14 protein-coding genes are annotated in these 16,765 nt (G+C 72.6%); 5 read left to right on the top strand and 9 right to left on the bottom strand.

The window, feature by feature from the left end:
* The 4 genes from ACRYM0_RS16685 to ACRYM0_RS16670 form a co-directional block, all read right to left on the bottom strand.
* On the bottom strand, positions 1-757 hold a 757-nt coding region (locus ACRYM0_RS16685), incomplete at its 3' end, for an ATP-binding cassette domain-containing protein (RefSeq protein ID WP_432506928.1).
* 50 nt (positions 758-807) lie between these two features.
* Positions 808-1,842, bottom strand: coding sequence for a BMP family lipoprotein (locus ACRYM0_RS16680; RefSeq protein WP_432506931.1), 1,035 nt, complete (start codon positions 1,840-1,842; stop codon positions 808-810).
* Positions 1,843-2,064: 222 nt separating this feature from the next.
* Positions 2,065-3,303, bottom strand: coding sequence for an amidohydrolase (locus tag ACRYM0_RS16675; RefSeq protein ID WP_432506927.1), 1,239 nt, complete (start codon positions 3,301-3,303; stop codon positions 2,065-2,067).
* Positions 3,304-3,367: 64 nt separating this feature from the next.
* Positions 3,368-4,498 (bottom strand): mannose-1-phosphate guanylyltransferase, encoded by a 1,131-nt coding sequence (locus tag ACRYM0_RS16670; RefSeq protein ID WP_432506930.1) that lies wholly within the window; start codon positions 4,496-4,498, stop codon positions 3,368-3,370.
* Between the two features lie 393 nt (positions 4,499-4,891).
* Here ACRYM0_RS16670 and sdhC point away from each other — a divergent pair, with 393 nt between their 5' ends.
* The 5 genes from sdhC to ACRYM0_RS16645 all read left to right on the top strand — a co-directional run bounded on the left by sdhC (position 4,892) and on the right by ACRYM0_RS16645 (position 10,256).
* Positions 4,892-5,308, top strand: a complete 417-nt coding sequence (gene sdhC / locus ACRYM0_RS16665; RefSeq protein ID WP_432506926.1) for a succinate dehydrogenase, cytochrome b556 subunit — start codon at positions 4,892-4,894, stop codon at positions 5,306-5,308.
* 10 nt (positions 5,309-5,318) lie between these two features.
* Positions 5,319-5,792, top strand: a complete 474-nt coding sequence (locus tag ACRYM0_RS16660; protein ID WP_432506925.1) for a succinate dehydrogenase hydrophobic membrane anchor subunit — start codon at positions 5,319-5,321, stop codon at positions 5,790-5,792.
* A gap of 31 nt (positions 5,793-5,823) precedes the next feature.
* The gene (locus ACRYM0_RS16655) at positions 5,824-7,659 is read left to right on the top strand and encodes an FAD-binding protein (protein WP_432506924.1); all 1,836 of its coding nucleotides are present in this window, start codon (positions 5,824-5,826) and stop codon (positions 7,657-7,659) included.
* On the top strand, positions 7,659-8,504 hold the full coding sequence (locus ACRYM0_RS16650; protein ID WP_432506923.1) for a succinate dehydrogenase iron-sulfur subunit: 846 nt from the start codon (positions 7,659-7,661) through the stop codon (positions 8,502-8,504). Before ACRYM0_RS16655 ends, ACRYM0_RS16650 begins: the two co-directional genes overlap by 1 nt.
* 99 nt (positions 8,505-8,603) lie before the next feature.
* Entirely contained in the window at positions 8,604-10,256 is a 1,653-nt protein-coding gene (locus ACRYM0_RS16645; protein WP_432506922.1) for an ABC1 kinase family protein, read from the top strand.
* A gap of 52 nt (positions 10,257-10,308) precedes the next feature.
* On the opposite strand, the gene fdhA is transcribed toward ACRYM0_RS16645, so the two are convergent.
* From fdhA to ACRYM0_RS16620, 5 genes are all read right to left on the bottom strand, one after another.
* Complete coding sequence (gene fdhA, locus ACRYM0_RS16640; protein WP_432506921.1) at positions 10,309-11,544, bottom strand: formaldehyde dehydrogenase, glutathione-independent; 1,236 nt, start codon at positions 11,542-11,544, stop codon at positions 10,309-10,311.
* Between the two features lie 92 nt (positions 11,545-11,636).
* Positions 11,637-13,106: a GH1 family beta-glucosidase gene (locus tag ACRYM0_RS16635; protein ID WP_432506929.1), complete on the bottom strand. Its 1,470-nt coding sequence runs from the start codon at positions 13,104-13,106 to the stop codon at positions 11,637-11,639.
* Between the two features lie 81 nt (positions 13,107-13,187).
* Positions 13,188-14,084: a carbohydrate ABC transporter permease gene (locus tag ACRYM0_RS16630; protein WP_432506920.1), complete on the bottom strand. Its 897-nt coding sequence runs from the start codon at positions 14,082-14,084 to the stop codon at positions 13,188-13,190.
* On the bottom strand, positions 14,081-15,061 hold the full coding sequence (locus ACRYM0_RS16625; protein WP_432506919.1) for a carbohydrate ABC transporter permease: 981 nt from the start codon (positions 15,059-15,061) through the stop codon (positions 14,081-14,083). The genes ACRYM0_RS16630 and ACRYM0_RS16625 overlap by 4 nt, the downstream gene beginning before the upstream one ends.
* Positions 15,062-15,143: 82 nt before the next feature.
* Positions 15,144-16,451, bottom strand: coding sequence for an ABC transporter substrate-binding protein (locus ACRYM0_RS16620; RefSeq protein WP_432506918.1), 1,308 nt, complete (start codon positions 16,449-16,451; stop codon positions 15,144-15,146).
* Between the last annotated feature and the right edge of the window lie 314 nt (positions 16,452-16,765).

The raw sequence follows: 16,765 nt of genomic DNA, 5'->3' as shown, positions 1-16,765 counted from the left end.
CAGCCGTCTCCAGACAAACAGTACCAACCACACGCGACCCACCCCCCCCCCCCCCCCCCCCCCCCCCCCCCCCCCCCCCCCCCCCCCCCCCCCCCCCCCCCCCCCCGCCGCGGCCGCGGCGGATGACGGTGATGCGGTCGGCGACCGCCTTCACCTCCCGCAGCTTGTGCGTGATGAAGACGATGGAGGTGCCCGAGTCGGCCAGCTCGCGCATCACGCGCATGAGGTCGTCGGTCTCGGCGGGCGTGAGCACCGCGGTGGGCTCGTCCAGGACGAGGACCTTCGCCTCGCGCAGCAGCGCCTTGAGGATCTCCACGCGCTGCTGCACGCCGACGGCGAGGTCGCCCACCAGGGCGTCCGGCGGCACGGCCAAGCCGAAGCGCTCGGAGGTCTCCACCACGCGCCGGCGCGCGCGGCGGCGGTCCAGCAGCCCGCCGCCGCGCGTCAGCTCCGCGCCCAGCACGATGTTCTCCGCGGCGGTGAAGCCGGGCACCAGCATGAAGTGCTGGTGCACCATGCCGATGCCGGCGGCCATCGCGTCGCCCGGGGAGGAGAACTCCACCGGCCGGCCGTCGACGAGGATCTGCCCCTCGTCGGGCGTGTACAGCCCGTACAGCACGTTCATCAGCGTGCTCTTGCCGGCGCCGTTCTCCCCCAGGAGGGCGTGGATCTCGCCCTCGCGGATCGTCAGGTCGATCCCGTCGTTGGCGACGAGAGGCCCGAAGCGCTTGGTGATGCCTCGGAGTTCCAGCTCCACGTGCGCGTCGTCCCTCTCGTCGCCGTCGAACCCGCTGCCGGTGCCGGTGCTCAGCCGGCGGTGATGGCGTTCGGGGAGGTGATCTCGATGCTGCCGTCCACGATGCCCTCGCGCACCGTCTCCAGCTGGTCCTTCAGCTCCTGCGGCACCTGGTCCTCGAACCGGTTGAAGGGCGCCAGGCCGACGCCCTCGTTCTCCAGGGTGCCGACGTAGGAGCCGGTGGGCGCCTCGCCGTCGGCGGCGGCCAGCACGTACTCCTGCACGGAGTCGGTGAGGTTCTTCGTCACCGAGGAGATGAAGTAGTCGCAGTACTGCTCGGCGCTCTCGCAGCCGTCGGTGTCCACCCAGACGAGGTTCAGGGCCCCGCCGGCGGCCTCCGCGGCCGCACCGGCGCCCAGGCCGGCCTGGCCGGCCACCGGCATGACGATGTCGGCGCCCTGCGCGGCGAGGGTCTCGGTGATCGAGCGGCCCGCGGCCTGGTCGGTGAAGCTGTTGGCGAAGGTGCCGCCGTCGGGGTTGTTCTCGTCCCAGCCGATCACGCGCACGTTCGTGCCGTTCTGCTGGTTGTAGTGCTGCACGCCCTCCCAGAAGCCGTCCATGAAGATGGTGACCGGCGGGATCGGCAGGCCGCCCCAGGTGCCGACGACACCCGTGCCCGTCATGCCGGCGGCCAGGTAACCGCCCAGGAACGCCGCCTCGGCGGTGTTGTACTGCAGGCCGTAGACGTTCTCCAGCTCGGAGGAGGAGTCGATCTCGGCGAACGACTGCTCGGGGTTCGCCGAGGCGACCTCCGCCATCGCGTCGGCCATCAGGCCGCCGACGCCGATGATCGTGTCGCAGCCCTGCTGCACCTGGGCCTGGAGGTTCGGCACGTACTGCGTGTCGTCCGCGGAGGGCACGTAGGAGACCTCGATGTCCGGGTTCTCGGCCGCGGCGGCCTCCATGCCGGCCCAGGAGGACTGGTTGAAGGAGCGGTCGTCCACGCCACCGGTGTCCAGCACCATGCAGGCCTTGAACGCCTCGCCGCCGGAGGTGCCGCCCTCGGCGGCGGTGTCGGCGGGGCGCTCGCCGCAGGAGGCGAGCATCAGGACTGCGGCACCGACGGCCGCGGCCGGGGCGAGGCGGGAGAGGGTCTTCACGGGTGGTCCTCCAGGTCGTCCGGCGAGTGGTCCGGCGGGTCGTCCGGCACAGTGCGGGCGCGGGGCGCCGAAGCCAGTTCGACGAGCGCGCGGTCATCGTAGTGCGCAACCTGACCCGCCCAGGCCCGATCGGCGGGCAACCTGCCCGATCGTGACCTGGGCCGCACCTCAACGGAGCAGCGCGCGCGGGGCGGCGGCCGCGGCCGCGAGCACCCGCACCCCCACCCCGAGCGCCGCCTCGTCGGGGGCGTAGTCGCCGCGGTGCAGGTCGTGGCGGGCCCCGCCCGGGGTGTGGGTGCCCAGCCGCAGCATCGCCCCGGGCACGTGGTGCAGGTACCAGGCGAAGTCCTCCCCGCCCAGCGACTGGCGCGTGGGCAGCACGGCCTCCGCGCCCAGCGCGGCGCGCGCGGCCTCCTCCAGCACGGCGGTGGCGCGCACGTCGTTGTCCACCGGCGGCACCCCGCGCACCAGCACGACCTCCGCCCGCACGTCGTAGGGGCGCACCAGGTCGGCCACGACGCCCTCCACCAGCTCGCCGGCGTGCTGCCACGCCTCGGTCTCCATGCAGCGCAGGGTGCCCTGCGCGTAGCCCTCCGACGGCACCGCGTTGGCGGCGTCACCGGCGTGCACGGCGCCCCACGTGAGGTTCACGCCCGAGCGCGGGTCCACGCGCCGGGTGAGCACGGCCGGCAGCTGGGTCACCACCTGGCCGAGGGCGAAGACGAGGTCGCCGGCCAGGTGCGGGCGGGAGGTGTGCCCGCCGGTGCCGGACAGCCGCACGGTGACGTGGTCGGAGGCCGAGGTGATCGGCCCCGCCTTCAGCCCCACGGTGCCCGCGTCCAGGCTCGGGTCGCAGTGCAGGCCGTACAGGGCCGCGACGCCCTCCAGCACCCCGGCGCCGACCAGGTCCAGCGCCCCGCCGGGCATGACCTCCTCCGCGGGCTGGAACAGCAGCCGCACCCGGTGCGCCAGGGCGCCGGTGCGGTGCAGGTCGGCCAGCACCAGGCCGGCGCCGGCGACCACGGCGGTGTGCACGTCGTGGCCGCAGGCGTGCGCGGCGCCGGGGGCGGTGGAGGCGAAGGGCAGGCCGGTCGTCTCCTCCAGCGGCAGGGCGTCCAGGTCGGCGCGCACGCCCACCGCCGGGCCGCCCTCCGGGCCGACCTCGGCGACCAGGCCGGTGCCCGGCAGCAGCCGCACCGCCAGGCCGGCGGCGGTGAGCAGCTCGGCCACGGCCGCCGTCGTGCGGTGCTCGGCGCGCGCCAGCTCCGGGTGGGCGTGCACGTCGCGGCGCAGCGACACCACCGCCGGCAGGTGCGCCGCGGCGAGGGGGGCGACGAGCTCCGGGGAGGGCCCACCGGCCGCCACCGGGCGGGTGGTGGCGGTGCGGTCCCCCGTGTCGCTGCTCATGGACCGGTCACGCTACCGCCGCCGCCCGGCCGCCACCCCCGGCTGGCGCCCCCGGCGGGCGCGGTCAGAGCACCGAGTCCAGCCCGGCCGCCTCGGCGCGGGCCACGAGCTTCTTGACCTCCTGGGCGCGGGCGCGGGTGGTGACCAGCAGCGCGTCGGGGGTGTCCACGACGACCAGGTCGTCCACGCCCAGCAGGGCCACGACGCGGCCGTTGGCCGGCACCACCAGCCCCCCGGCGACCTGCTCGGTGATGACCAGGCCGGCGTCGCCCAGCACCCGCGGCTCGTCGACCTCGGCGGGCAGCAGCTCGGCCAGGGAGGAGAAGTCGCCGACGTCGTCCCAGCCGAAGGTGGCCGGCACGACGGCGACGCGCCCGGCCTCGGCGGCCGGCTCGGCCACCGCGTGGTCGATGGAGATGGACGGCAGCGCGGGCCACTGCTCGGCCAGCACCGCCTCGCGCTGCGGGGTGTCCCAGGCGTCGGCGATGCGCTGCAGGCCCGCGTGCAGGGCCGGGACGTTCTCGGCCAGCAGCTCGAGCAGCACGTCGGCGCGCGCGACGAACATGCCGCCGTTCCAGCGGTAGTCCCCGGTGGACAGGTACGCCGAGGCGGTGCGCGCGTCCGGCTTCTCCTTGAACTGCAGCACGCGGCGGGCGTTGGGCGCGCCCTGCAGGCGCAGCCGCTTGCCCAGGCGGATGTAGCCGAAGCCGGTGGCCGGGTGGGAGGGTGCGATCCCGATGGTCACCACGAAGCCGCGGCGGGCGGTGACGACCGCCTCCTCCACGGAGGACTCGAAGTCGTCGCGGCCGGAGATGTTGTGGTCCGCGGCGAACGAGCCCAGCACGGCGTCGGGGTCGCGGCGCAGCAGCACCGCCGCCGCCAGGCCGATCGCGGCGGCGGAGTCGCGCCGGCACGGCTCGCGCAGGATGTTCTCCGCCGGCAGCTCGGGCAGTTGCGCGGCGACGGCGTCGGCGTGCGAGCGGCCGGTCACCACCCAGGTGCGCTGCGCCTCGGTCAGCGGCAGCAGCCGGTCCCAGGTGGACTGCAGCAGGGTGCGGCCGCGGCCGGTGAGGTCCAGCAGGAACTTGGGCCGGTGGCTGCGCGAGAGCGGCCACAGCCGGGTGCCGGCCCCGCCCGCCGGCACGACCGCGTGGAAGTCGGACAGGTCGATCTGCGCGTCCTCGAGGTCGTCCACCGACCACGCCGGCGACCACGCCGGCGACCACGCCGGCCCTCCCGGGACGCGCGCCCCCGCCGCGTCCGGCCCCGACCCGCCCTGCTCCTGCACACCCGGCTCCTGCACGCCCGGACCTCCCCCTCGCCCCTGCACCGACGCGGTGAACCTACCGCCGGGCGCACCGGCGCAGCGGGCACCGCACCGGGCGGCTCGAGAGGGTAAGGTGAGGTGAACCTCACCTGATCGGGCCAGAGGTCCTGCACCCCGTGAGTCCTTCGTCACAAAACCTCCGCACCGGCCTCCGCAGCGCGATCGGTCACCCCCGCGCGCCTACGATGGACGTCGGACGCCGCCACCCGTGCGCCGGAGCCCGGGAGGAACCGGCGTCGGATCAAATCGAGGAGGACGCCGGTGGCCACGAGCCTCACCCCGCCGTCGCAGGGGAAGAAGAGCGGGATCAAACCCGCGGGCACGCTGTACCGCGGACGCGAGGGCATGTGGTCCTGGGTGATGCACCGCATCTCCGGCGTCCTGATCTTCTTCTTCCTGTTCGTGCACGTCCTGGACACCGCCACGGTGCGGGTGTCCCCGGAGGTGTACGACGCGGTGATCGACACGTACAAGAACCCCGTCATGGGCCTCGGCGAGGCCGGCCTGGTGGGCGCCGTGGTGTTCCACGCCCTCAACGGCGTGCGGATCATCCTGGTCGACTTCTGGCACAAGGGCACCCAGCACCAGCGCAAGCTCTTCTGGGGCGTCGTCGTCGTGTGGTTCGCACTGATGGTGCCCTTCCTCGTCCGCCACCTGACCAACGTCTTCACCCACTGAGGCGGCCCCGATGAGCGCACCCGAGCAGACCCCCGGCGGCAGCTACGCCCCCGCCCTGGAGACCCCCCGCTCCCCCTACAAGCGCAACCGCTCCACGCGCCCGAACTGGGAGCTGCACGGCTGGCTGTTCATGCGGATGTCCGGCCTGGCGCTGATCGTCCTCGTCTTCGGCCACCTGTTCATCAACCTCGTCCAGGGCGAGGGCATCCACCAGGTCGACTGGGGCTTCGTGGCCGGCAAGTGGTCCAGCCCGTTCTGGCAGACCTGGGACCTGCTGATGCTGTGGCTGGCGCAGCTGCACGGCACCAACGGCGTCCGCACGATCATCAACGACTACGCCGAGCGCGACGCGACGCGCTTCTGGCTGAAGATGGCGCTGTACCTGGCGACGGTCGTCGTCCTCGTCGTCGGCACCCTCGTCATCTTCACCTTCGACCCCTGCGCGGACCCCACGCGGAACTTCGACTTCTGCTCGGCCCGCTGAGCGGCCACCACCAGCACTCAGGGAGGCAGTTGTGCAGACGCACCAGTTCGACGTGGTCATCGTCGGCGCCGGCGGCGCGGGGATGCGCGCCGCGCTCGAGGCGGGCCAGCGGGCCCGCACGGCCGTGCTCACCAAGCTCTACCCGACGCGCTCGCACACCGGTGCGGCCCAGGGCGGCATGTGCGCCGCCCTGGCGAACGTCGAGGAGGACAACTGGGAGTGGCACACCTTCGACACCGTCAAGGGCGGCGACTACCTCGTCGACCAGGACGCCGCCGAGGTCATGTGCAAGGAGGCCATCGACGCGGTCCTGGACCTCGAGAAGATGGGCCTGCCGTTCAACCGCACGCCCGAGGGCAAGATCGACCAGCGCCGCTTCGGCGGGCACACCCGCGACCACGGCAAGGCGCCGGTGCGGCGCTCCTGCTTCGCCGCGGACCGCACCGGTCACATGATCCTGCAGACCCTCTACCAGCAGTGCGTCAAGCACGAGGTGGAGTTCTTCAACGAGTTCTACGTGCTCGACCTGCTGATGGTGCCGGCCGACCAGGCCCGCACCGGCGACGAGATCGAGGGCGCCGTCGGGCAACCGGCGGCCGAGACGCCGCCGTCCATCGGCGTCCCCGGCGACAAGCGCGTGGCGGGCGTCGTGGCGTACGAGCTCGCCACCGGTGAGATCCACGTCTTCCAGGCCAAGTCCGTGGTGCTGGCCACCGGCGGCGCCGGCAAGGTCTACAAGACGACCTCGAACGCCCACACCCTCACGGGCGACGGCATGGGCATCGCCTACCGGCGCGGCATCCCGCTGGAGGACATGGAGTTCTTCCAGTTCCACCCGACCGGCCTGGCGGGCCTGGGCATCCTGCTGTCCGAGGCCGCCCGCGGCGAGGGCGGCATCCTGCGCAACGCCGACGGCGAGCGGTTCATGGAGCGCTACGCGCCCACCATCAAGGACCTCGCACCGCGCGACATCGTCGCCCGCTCGATGGCCAACGAGGTGCGCGAGGGACGCGGCGCCGGGCCGAACAAGGACTACGTCCTGCTCGACCTGACCCACCTGGAGCCGGCGCACATCGACGCCAAGCTGCCGGACATCACCGAGTTCGCCCGCACCTACCTCGGCGTCGAGCCGTACACCGAGCCGGTGCCGGTGTACCCGACCGCGCACTACGCGATGGGCGGCGTGCCGACCAACGTGGAGTCCGAGGTGCTGCAGGACAACACGCGCGTCGTCCCCGGCCTGTACGCCGCGGGCGAGGTGGCGTGCGTGTCCGTGCACGGCTCCAACCGCCTGGGCACCAACTCGCTGCTGGACATCAACGTCTTCGGCCGCCGCGCCGGCATCGCCGCCGCGGAGTACGCGAAGAAGGCCCAGTGGGTCGCGCTGCCCGAGCAGCCGGAGGCCGCCGTCGTGACGCAGCTGACGGAGCTGCGCGACCGCCCGGCCGGCTCCGAGCGGGTCGCGGCGATCCGCGCGGAGCTGCAGGAGACGATGGACGCCAACGCCCAGGTGTTCCGCACCGAGGCCACCCTCAAGCAGGCCCTCACCGACATCGAGCGGCTGCGGGAGCGCTACGCGCGCGCCGCGGTCCAGGACAAGGGCAAGCGCTACAACCTGGACCTGCTCGAGGCCCTGGAGCTCGGGTTCCTGCTGGACCTCGCCGAGGTGATGTGCCTCGGCGCCCTGGAGCGCAAGGAGTCCCGCGGCGGTCACTTCCGCGAGGACTACCCCAACCGCGACGACGTCAACTTCATGCGGCACACGATGGTGTACCGCGAGGCCGGCGCCGACGGTCAGCCCACGATGCGCCTGGACTTCAAGCCCGTCGTCCAGACGCGCTACCAGCCGATGGAGCGCAAGTACTGATGTCCACCTTCGAGACCAGCCCGCGCGAGACCAGCGCCGAGTCCGGGTCCGCCAAGTCCGCCGACCGGGCACGCGAGGGCGCCGGCGGCGCGGCTCCCCGCGAGGGCGGCAACATCGGCGGCACCGGCGAGGTGCCCAGCTTCCAGGTGACGCTGAAGATCCGCCGCTACGACCCGGAGCGCGACTCCGAGCCGCGGTGGGAGGAGCACCACCTCACCATGTACGGCACGGACCGCGTGCTGGACGCCCTGCACAAGGTGAAGTGGGAGGTGGACGGCTCCCTGACGTTCCGCCGCTCCTGCGCGCACGGCGTCTGCGGCTCCGACGCCATGCGCATCAACGGCGTCAACCGGCTCGCGTGCAAGGTCCTGCTCAAGGACCTCAACCTCGACAAGCCCATCACCGTCGAGCCCATCAAGGGCCTGCCGGTGGAGAAGGACCTCATCGTGGACATGGAGCCGTTCTTCGCCTCCTACCGCGAGGTGATGCCCTTCCTCATCGCCAAGGGCGCCGAGCCGACCCGCGAGCGCCTGCAGTCCCAGGCCGACCGCGAGCGCTTCGACGACACCACCAAGTGCATCCTGTGCGCGGCCTGCACCTCCAGCTGCCCGGTGTTCTGGACCGACGGGCAGTACTTCGGCCCGGCGGCCATCGTCAACGCGCACCGGTTCATCTTCGACAGCCGCGACGCCGGCTCCGACCTGCGCCTGGAGATCCTCAACGACAAGGAGGGCGTGTGGCGCTGCCGCACGACCTTCAACTGCTCCGAGGCGTGCCCGCGCGGCATCCAGGTGACCAAGGCGATCGCCGAGGTCAAGCAGGCCCTGATCTCCCGCAAGTTCTGAGGCGGGCGCCCACCCGGCGCCCCCTCGCGAAGGCCCGTCCCGCTGGTGCAGCGGGACGGGCCTTCGCGCGTTCGCCCTGCAGGGGTCAGGATGGGTCACGTGCGCCACCAGGACCGTTACCTGCAGATCAGCCGTGTCCTGTACCGGCACGGGCTGGGCTACTTCGTCCACGCCCTGGGGCTGGAGCGCTGGGTGCGCGCCGAGCGGGTGACGGCGCGGTCCCGTCCGGACGAGTCACGCTCCGTGGCGGTGCACGTGCGGCTGGTCCTGGAGGAGCTGGGGCCCGCGGCCGTGAAGCTGGGGCAGATCCTGTCCACGCGCCCGGACCTGCTGAGCCCGGCGTTCCAGCGGGAGCTGGAGAAGCTGCAGGACCGCGCCTCCCCGGTGCCCGCGGAGGCGGTGCGCGCGGCGGTGCGCGAGGAGCTGGGCGCCGACCCCGAGCGGGTCTTCGCGCGCTTCGACCCCGTCCCGCTGGCCAGCGCCTCCATCGGCCAGGCGCACGCGGCGACCCTCGCCGACGGCAGCGAGGTGGTGGTCAAGGTGCGCCGGCCCGGTGTCGTGGAGGAGGTCGAGGCGGACCTGGAGATCCTGCGGGCGCTGGCGGCGCGGGCCTCGCACCGCTGGTCCGCGGCCGCCGACTACGACCTGGTGGGGCTGACCGGCGACTTCGCCGACACCCTGCGCGCGGAGCTGGACTACCTGCAGGAGGGCCAGAACGCCGAGCGCTTCGCCCGCAACTTCCGCGGCGACCCGGACATCCACGTGCCGGAGGTCCACTGGGACACCACGACCTCCCGCGTCATCACCCTGGAGCGGCTGCGCGGCACGAAGATCAGCGACGTGGACACGCTGGACGAGGCGGGCATCGACCGCCGGGCCCTGGCGGAGCGCGCCACCCGCCTGCTGGCGGACATGGTCTTCGAGCACGGCTTCTTCCACGCCGACCCGCACCCGGGCAACTTCCTCATCGAGCCGAGCGGGCGCATCGGCCTGCTGGACTACGGGATGGTCGGGGAGGTCGACGAGCGCACCCGCCGGCACCTGGCGGCGCTGCTGGCGGCCTTCGAGCGCCGCGATCCCGCACGGATCGCGGCCGCCTTCGCCGACATCGGCGTCACCAAGCACCGCGTGGACCGCATCCGGCTGACCGCCGACGCCGCGTACCTGCTCAGCCGCTACGAGGGCCTGCCGCTGGGCAGGGTCCGCATCGGCGACGTCGTGCGCGACGTGCTGGAGATCCTGCGCCGGCACCACCTGGCGCTGCCGCGCAACCTCGCCCTGGTCGTGAAGATGATCGTGATGACCGAGGGTCTGGGTTCCACCCTGGACCCCGGCTTCCAGATCGGCACGGTCCTGGGCCCCTACGCGCGGCGCCTGGTGACCGGGCACCTGGACCCGGTGACGATCGCGCGGCGGCTGCGGCAGGCCGGCCTGGACGCCGCCACGCTGGGCGTGGAGCTGCCCGGGCAGCTGGGCCGCGTGCTCGACGTGCTGGACCGCGACGGGATCTCGGTCTCGCTGCGCACCGACGAGCTGGACCCCCTGGTGGAGCGGGTGGAGCGCATCGGCAACCGACTGGTGGTCGCACTGGTGACCGCGGCGGGCATCGAGGCGCTGGCACTGCTGGCCTCCTCGGACCCGGAGCGGCTGAAGCCGCACGAGACGAAGGTGGCCGCGCTGGGCGCCGCGGCGGTCGGGTCGCTGACGGCCTACCTGGGCTGGACCGCGCGCGGCCGGCGGCGCCGCGGCTGACCGGCGCGGGCCGCTCCCGCCGGCACCCCGGGTGCCGGCGGGAGCGCTCGCCTCAGTGCGGGATCACCCCGTGCGGGTCGATGACGAACTTCTGCGGGGCGCCGGCGTCGAACTTCGCGTAGGCGTCGGGAGCCTCGTCCAGCGAGATGGGGGTGGCGCCCACGGCCTTCGCGATCTGCACCTTGTCGTGCAGGATCGCCATCATCAGCTGGCGGTTGTAGCGCATCACCGGGCACTGGCCGGTGGTGAACGACAGCGACTTCGCCCACCCGGTGCCCAGGTCCAGCGACAGCGAGCCCTTCTTCGCCGCCTCGTCGACGCCGCCGGGGTCACCCGTGACGTACAGGCCGGGGATGCCCAGCGCACCGCCGGCGGCGGTGATCTCCATGAGGGAGTTCAGGACCGTGGCCGGGGCCTCCTTCGCCGCACCCTCGCCGTGCCCGCGGGCCTCGAACCCGACGGCGTCCACGCCGCAGTCCACCTCCGGCACCCCGAGGATCTGCTCGATCTGGTCCTTCGGGTCGCCCTTGGACACGTCGACCGTCTCGCAGCCGTTCTCGCGGGCGCGCGCCAGCCGCTCGGGGTTGAGGTCGCCGACGATGACGACGGCGGCGCCCAGCAGCTGCGCGCCGACGGCCGCGGCCAGGCCCACCGGACCGGCCCCGGCGACGTACACGGTCGAGCCGACGCCGACACCGGCGGTGACGCAGCCGTGGAACCCCGTGGGGAAGATGTCCGACAGCATCGCCAGGTCGAGGATCTTCTCCATGGCCCGGTCCTTGTCGGGGAACCTCAGGCAGTTGAAGTCCGCGTAGGGGACGAGGACGTACTCGGCCTGCCCGCCCACCCAGCCGCCCATGTCGACGTAGCCGTAGGCGGACCCGGGTCGGTCGGGGTTGACGTTCAGGCAGATGCCGGTCTTGCGCTCCTTGCAGTTGCGGCACCGGCCGCAGGCGATGTTGAACGGCACGGACACGAGGTCGCCGACCTCGAGGAACTCGACGTCCCGGCCCTTCTCCACGACCTCGCCGGTGATCTCGTGGCCCAGCACCAGGTTCGGCGGTGCCGTGGTGCGCCCGCGCACCATGTGCTGGTCGGAGCCGCAGATGTTCGTGGCGACGAGCTTGAGGATCACCCCGTGGTCGACGCGCCGGCCCACGTTGGCCGGGTTGACGCCCGGCCCGTCGCGCAGCTCGAACGTCGGGTAGTCGATGGTCTGCACCTCGACCTTGCCGGGTTCGAGGTAGGCGACGGCGCGGTTGCCGTTGCTGGGGGCCGTGGTCGTCACGGGGTCCGCCCTTCTCGCGGCGGCGCCGGCCTCGGTGTCGGCGCCCGGGAGGACAGTCCACCGCTCCCGGGCGCCGACCGCAAGGGGGTGGTTCAGCCCTCCACCACTGCGGGCACCGCGTTGCGCGAGACCACCGAGGAGTACCACAGGGCGCTGTCCTTGACGGTGCGCTCCTGGGTGGCGTAGTCGACGTGGACGATGCCGAACCGCTTGGAGAAGCCGTAGCCCCACTCGAAGTTGTCCAGGAAGGACCACAGGTAGTAGCCGGTGACCGGAGCACCGGCCTCGACCGCGTCGAGCACGGCGGCCAGGTGGTCGCGCAGGTAGCGGACGCGCTCCACGTCGTGGACCCGGCCGCCGACGACGACGTCCGGGTAGGCGGCGCCGTTCTCGGTGACGAGCAGCTCCAGGCCGGGGTGCTCGCGGTGGATCCGCAGCAGCAGCTCGGTCATGCCGCGGGCGTCGACGCTCCAGCCCATGTCCGTCTTGTGCCCGGGCTGCTCGGGGAACTCGACCAGGTCGGCGCAGGCCACCCACGGGCTGTGCTCGCTCGCACCGTGGCCGTCGGCCTCGGCGCGCGGCCCCGAGCCGTCCCAGGCGCGCACGACGGTCGGGCTGTAGTAGTTCACGCCCAGCACGTCCAGGGGCTGGTGGATCAGCTCCAGGTCGCCGTCGCGCACGAAGGACCAGTCGCTGACACCGGCGGTGTCGGCCTGCACGTCCGCCGGGTACGAGCCGCGCAGCACCGGGTCGAGGAAGACCCGGTTCTGCAGCCCGTCGACGCGGCGCACGGCGTCGGCGTCGGCCTCCCCCGTGCCGTCGGTGCGCACCCACGCCAGGTTCAGGGTGAGGGCGACGCGGGCGTCCGGCGCGGCGCGGCGCACGGCGGCGGCACCGAGGCCGTGGGCGAGGTTGAGGTGGTGCACCGCTGCCAGCGCGGCCGCGGGTTCGGTGCGGCCCGGGGCGTGCACGCCGGAGGCGTACCCCAGGTAGGCGGAGCACCACGGCTCGTTGAGGGTGATGAAGGTGCCCACCCGGTCACCCAGCGCGCCCGCGACGACCTCGGCGTACTCGGCGAAGCGCTCCGCGGTGGCCCGCGAGGTCCAGCCGCCCGCGTCCTCCAGAACCTGCGGCAGGTCCCAGTGGTAGAGGGTCACGGCCGGCTCGATGCCCGCGGCGATCAGCTCGTCCACGAGGGTGGAGTAGAACGCCAGGCCGGCCTCGTTGACGGGTCCGAGCGAAGCGGCGCTCACCTGCGGGGTGATGCGCGGCCACGCCACGGAGAACCGGTAGGAGGCCATGCCCAGCCGCTTCATGATGGCGATGTCCTCGCGGAAGCGGTGGTAGTGGTCGTCGGCCACGTCGCCGGTGTCCCCACCGGCCACCTTGCCCGGGGTGCGGGCGAAGGTGTCCCAGATGGAGGGGGTGCGGCCGTCCTCGGCCGCGGCGCCCTCGATCTGGTAGGACGCGGTCGCGGTCCCCCAGACGAAACCGGGCGGGAAGGCGCGCTCGGCGGTGGTGCCGGCGTCAGCGGTGGTGGGACGTTCCTCGGTGGTGGTCATGCGGGTCGGGGCCGCCGCCGGGGCGCGCGGCACCGCCTCCTCTCGATGGGTGTTCGGGGACGGGCTGGAGCGGGGTGCGGGTCAGCCCTTGACGGCGCCGGCCATGATCCCGCTGACGATCTGCTTGCCGAGCAGCACGAACACGACGATGACGGGCAGGGTGCCGACGAGGGTTCCCGCCATGATGATCGAGGTGTCGGGGACGTAACCGCTGCCGAGGTTGTTCAGCGCCACCTGCACGGTGGGCATCGAGGAGTTCAGCGCGATGACGGGCCAGAAGAAGTCGTTCCAGGCCGTCATGAAGGTGAGCATCCCCAGCACCGCCATGCCGGGGCGGGCGATGGGCAGCACGATCGCCACGACGGTGCGCGTGGCGGAGGCGCCGTCCATCTTGGCCGCTTCCAGCAGTTCGTCGGGCAGCGTCTGCACGAGGTACTGGCGCATGAAGAACACGCCGAACGCGGTCACCAGGGAGGGCAGGATGACCGACTCCAGCCGGCCGGCCAGGTTCCAGTCAGACATGATCTTGTACAGCGGCACCACCCCGAGCGTCGGGGGGATCATCAGCGTGCCGATCGTCACGGCGAACAGGGCGTTCTTGCCCCGGAAGCGCAGCTTGGCGAAGGCGAAACCGGCCAGCGTGCAGAACAGCAGGGTCCCGATCGTCGTGACGCCGGAGACGATCAGCGAGTTCACGATGGCCAGTCCGATGGCCTGCTGCTCCAGCGCGGTGCTGATGTTCTGCCACAGGTACGGGCCCGGCAGGAACGGCGGCGGCGACTGGGTCATCTCCGACATCGGCCGGCTCGCCGCGACGATCATGTAGTAGAACGGCACGAGGAAGACGAACGCGGTGACGCCCAGCAGCACGTAGGTCAGCCAGCCGGCGGCGTCGGGGGCGCGGTAGCGCTTCCGGCGCCCCTGGCCCGACGGGGTGGGTGCGGCCAGTGCGGCCTCGCGGACGGTGGTCGTGGTCATCGCCGGGCTCCTTGCGTGTCGCGGTCCCGCCACCGGGCCAGCGCGGTGTTGACCAGGACCAGCACGATGATGAGCAGGAACGTCACCCAGGCGATGGTGGCGGCACGCCCCAGGGCCCCGAACGCCCACCCCTGCTGGTACATGAACAGCCCGAGCGTCTGGTACTGGTTCAGCGCCCCGCCGTCGACGCCACCGAACAGCAGCGGCTCCCCGAACAGCTGGGTCGCGCCGATCGTGGAGACCACCACGGTGAACAGGATCGTGGGGCGCAGACCGGGCAGCGTGACGTGCACGAACTGCTGCCAGCGGTTCGCGCCGTCCAGGGCCGCCGCCTCGTACAGGTCCTGCGGGATGGACTGCATCCCGGCCAGGTAGATGAGGGCGTTGTAACCGGTCCATCGCCAGATGACGATGATCGAGATGGCGATCTGCGCACTGAGGTCGCCGTTGCGCCAGTCCAGGCCGGCCATCCCGACGAGCGAGAGCATCCAGTTGGCCAGCCCGTTGTCCCGGCCGAAGATCTGCGCGAAGACCAGGGTGGAGGCCGCCACCGACGTGGCGTACGGCATCATCATCGAGACGCGGAAGAAGTTCCGCCCACGCATCCGGTAGTTCAGCAGGTGAGCCAGTCCGAGGGCCAGCAGCAACTGCGGGACGGTGGACAGCACGCCGAGCGTGAACGTGTTCCACAGCGCGTTGTAGAACTTCTCGTTGGTGAACAGCCAGGTGTAGTTCTCCCACCCGGTCCACTCCGGTTCCGAGCCCAGCTCGTAGGAGTGGAAGCTGATCCACATCGTGTAGACGAGCGGGAACAGCCCGAAGGCGAAGAAGAGCAGGAAGAACGGGGCGATGTACGCGTACGGCGCGGCCAGGCCCTCGAACCGGAACAGCCGCGAGCGCAGCGACAGCTCCGGTGCGGTGGCCTTCGCGCCTGGATCGGGCGGTGCCGGTGGTGCGGTCGTGCTCTGAGCGCTCACAGCGTCTCCTCGCGGGTGGGGGTCCGGACGGCCGGGACGGGGTGGCCACCGCGAGCGGCGGCCACCCCGGGTTCGGTTCGGATCAGCCGATCTGGTTGGAGAGGTCGCTGGAGGCGCTCTCCCAGGCGTCGGCGGGGCTGACGCCGTTGACCTCGACCGACAGCAGGGCCTGCACCAGGGCGGACTTGACGACCGCGTCCTCCTCACCGAGGACCTGGGTGGGGGCCGCCTCGGCGGCCTCGGAGAAGATCCTGCCGATGGGCGCGCCCTGGAAGTACTCGTCGGTGGAGCCGGCGACCAGGTCGAACGCCGCGGTGTTGGAGGGGAAGTTCCCGCCGGTCTCGAAGACCTTGGCCTGCTGCTCCGGGTCGGTCAGCCACTTCACGAGCTTGGCGGCCTCCTCCTGGTTGTCGCTGGAGGCGGGGATCCCCAGGTAAGAACCGCCCCAGTTGCCGCCGGCACCGCCGGGCAGGGAGGTGACGTTCCACTTGCCGGCACCGGCGTCACCGGCCTTGCCCTTGATGTAGCCCACCATCCAGGCGGGGCAGGCGATGGTGGCGAAGGACCCGCTGCCGAAACCGGTGTCCCAGGCGGGGTCCTCGAACTGCTCCAGGTCGGCGGTCAGGCCCTCCTGGGCGGCCGCGGCGGCCGTGTCGAAGGCGTCCTTGACGGCGGGGTTGCTGTCCCAGATCAGCTCCCCGGACTCGTCGTAGTAGATCTCCTCCTCGGTGGAGATGATGGCGTTGTAGAAGCCGCCGGCGGAGTCCATCCAGGCGGTGCCCGCGGGCGCCTTCGCCTGGAACTCCCGGCCGAGGGCGACGTAGTCGTCCCAGGAGCCCAGCCGGGCGGAGAGCTGGGCCGGGTCGGTGGGCAGCCCGGCCTGCTCGAGGAGGTCGCTGCGGTAGCACAGGCCCATGGGGCCGATGTCGGTGCCCAGCGCCAAGACCTCGCCGTCGGCGGTGGTGGCCGCGACCGACTTCCACTCGGGGTAGTTCGCGACCTGCTCCCCCGCCGGCGTGGTGGACAGGTCGGTCCACTTGTCGGCCTGGTTGGCGACGACGTCGGCGATGCGGCCCACCTCGATGCCCTGGACGTCGGCGGCGCCGTTGCCGGAGGCCAGCTTGGTCTGCAGCGCGGGCCAGTAGTTGTTCTCGCCCTGGGTGGACTCGTACTGGATGCTCACACCGGGGTTGAGCTGCTCGTACTCGTCGAACAGGCCGGCCTCCTCGAACCCGAAGGTGCCGAACAGGCTGACGGTCAGGTTGGTCGTCCCGTCGGCGGCGGCCGCGTCGGCCGACCCCGCGTCGGTGGTGCTGCAGGAGGTGAGCAGCAGGGCGCCGCTGACCGCCGCCGCTGCGGCGGCCAGGGTCGTCTTCCGGGCACTGGGCATGGGAACTCCTCGAGGGGGCCGCCGGGGCGGCAGATCGACGGTGATCGGCACTCGCGGCGTGAGAGCGCTCTCAAGAAGAGCCGCGTTGCGCTGAGAGCGCTCTCACGGAATGCCCCCAGAGTGGCCCGCCCCCGACCCGCCTGTCAACACCCCTCCCCCCCCCCCCGGGGGGGGGGGGGGGGGGGGGGGGGGGGGGGGGGGGGCGGGGGCCGGGGGGGGGGGGGGGGGGGGGGGGGGGGGGGGGGGGGGGGGCGCGGGGGGCCCCCCCCCCCCCCCCCAACGCGCTGGTGGCGCCCATGCAGGGCACGATCGTG

This window comes from Kineococcus arenarius subsp. arenarius (assembly GCF_050871845.1).
GTDB lineage: Bacteria > Actinomycetota > Actinomycetes > Actinomycetales > Kineococcaceae > Kineococcus.
Note: the sequence above shows the minus strand (reverse complement) of the source record. Positions and strands in the feature narration are given on the sequence as shown.

Coding starts and splice junctions, on each gene's coding strand:
- ACRYM0_RS16630 (WP_432506920.1), bottom strand. CDS start 14,084: ATGACCACGACCACCGTCCGCGAGGCCGCACTGGCCGCACCCACCCCG.
- ACRYM0_RS16660 (WP_432506925.1), top strand. CDS start 5,319: ATGAGCGCACCCGAGCAGACCCCCGGCGGCAGCTACGCCCCCGCCCTG.
- ACRYM0_RS16635 (WP_432506929.1), bottom strand. CDS start 13,106: ATGACCACCACCGAGGAACGTCCCACCACCGCTGACGCCGGCACCACC.
- ACRYM0_RS16675 (WP_432506927.1), bottom strand. CDS start 3,303: ATGAGCAGCGACACGGGGGACCGCACCGCCACCACCCGCCCGGTGGCG.
- ACRYM0_RS16620 (WP_432506918.1), bottom strand. CDS start 16,451: ATGCCCAGTGCCCGGAAGACGACCCTGGCCGCCGCAGCGGCGGCGGTC.
- ACRYM0_RS16650 (WP_432506923.1), top strand. CDS start 7,659: ATGTCCACCTTCGAGACCAGCCCGCGCGAGACCAGCGCCGAGTCCGGG.
- ACRYM0_RS16680 (WP_432506931.1), bottom strand. CDS start 1,842: ATGCTCGCCTCCTGCGGCGAGCGCCCCGCCGACACCGCCGCCGAGGGC.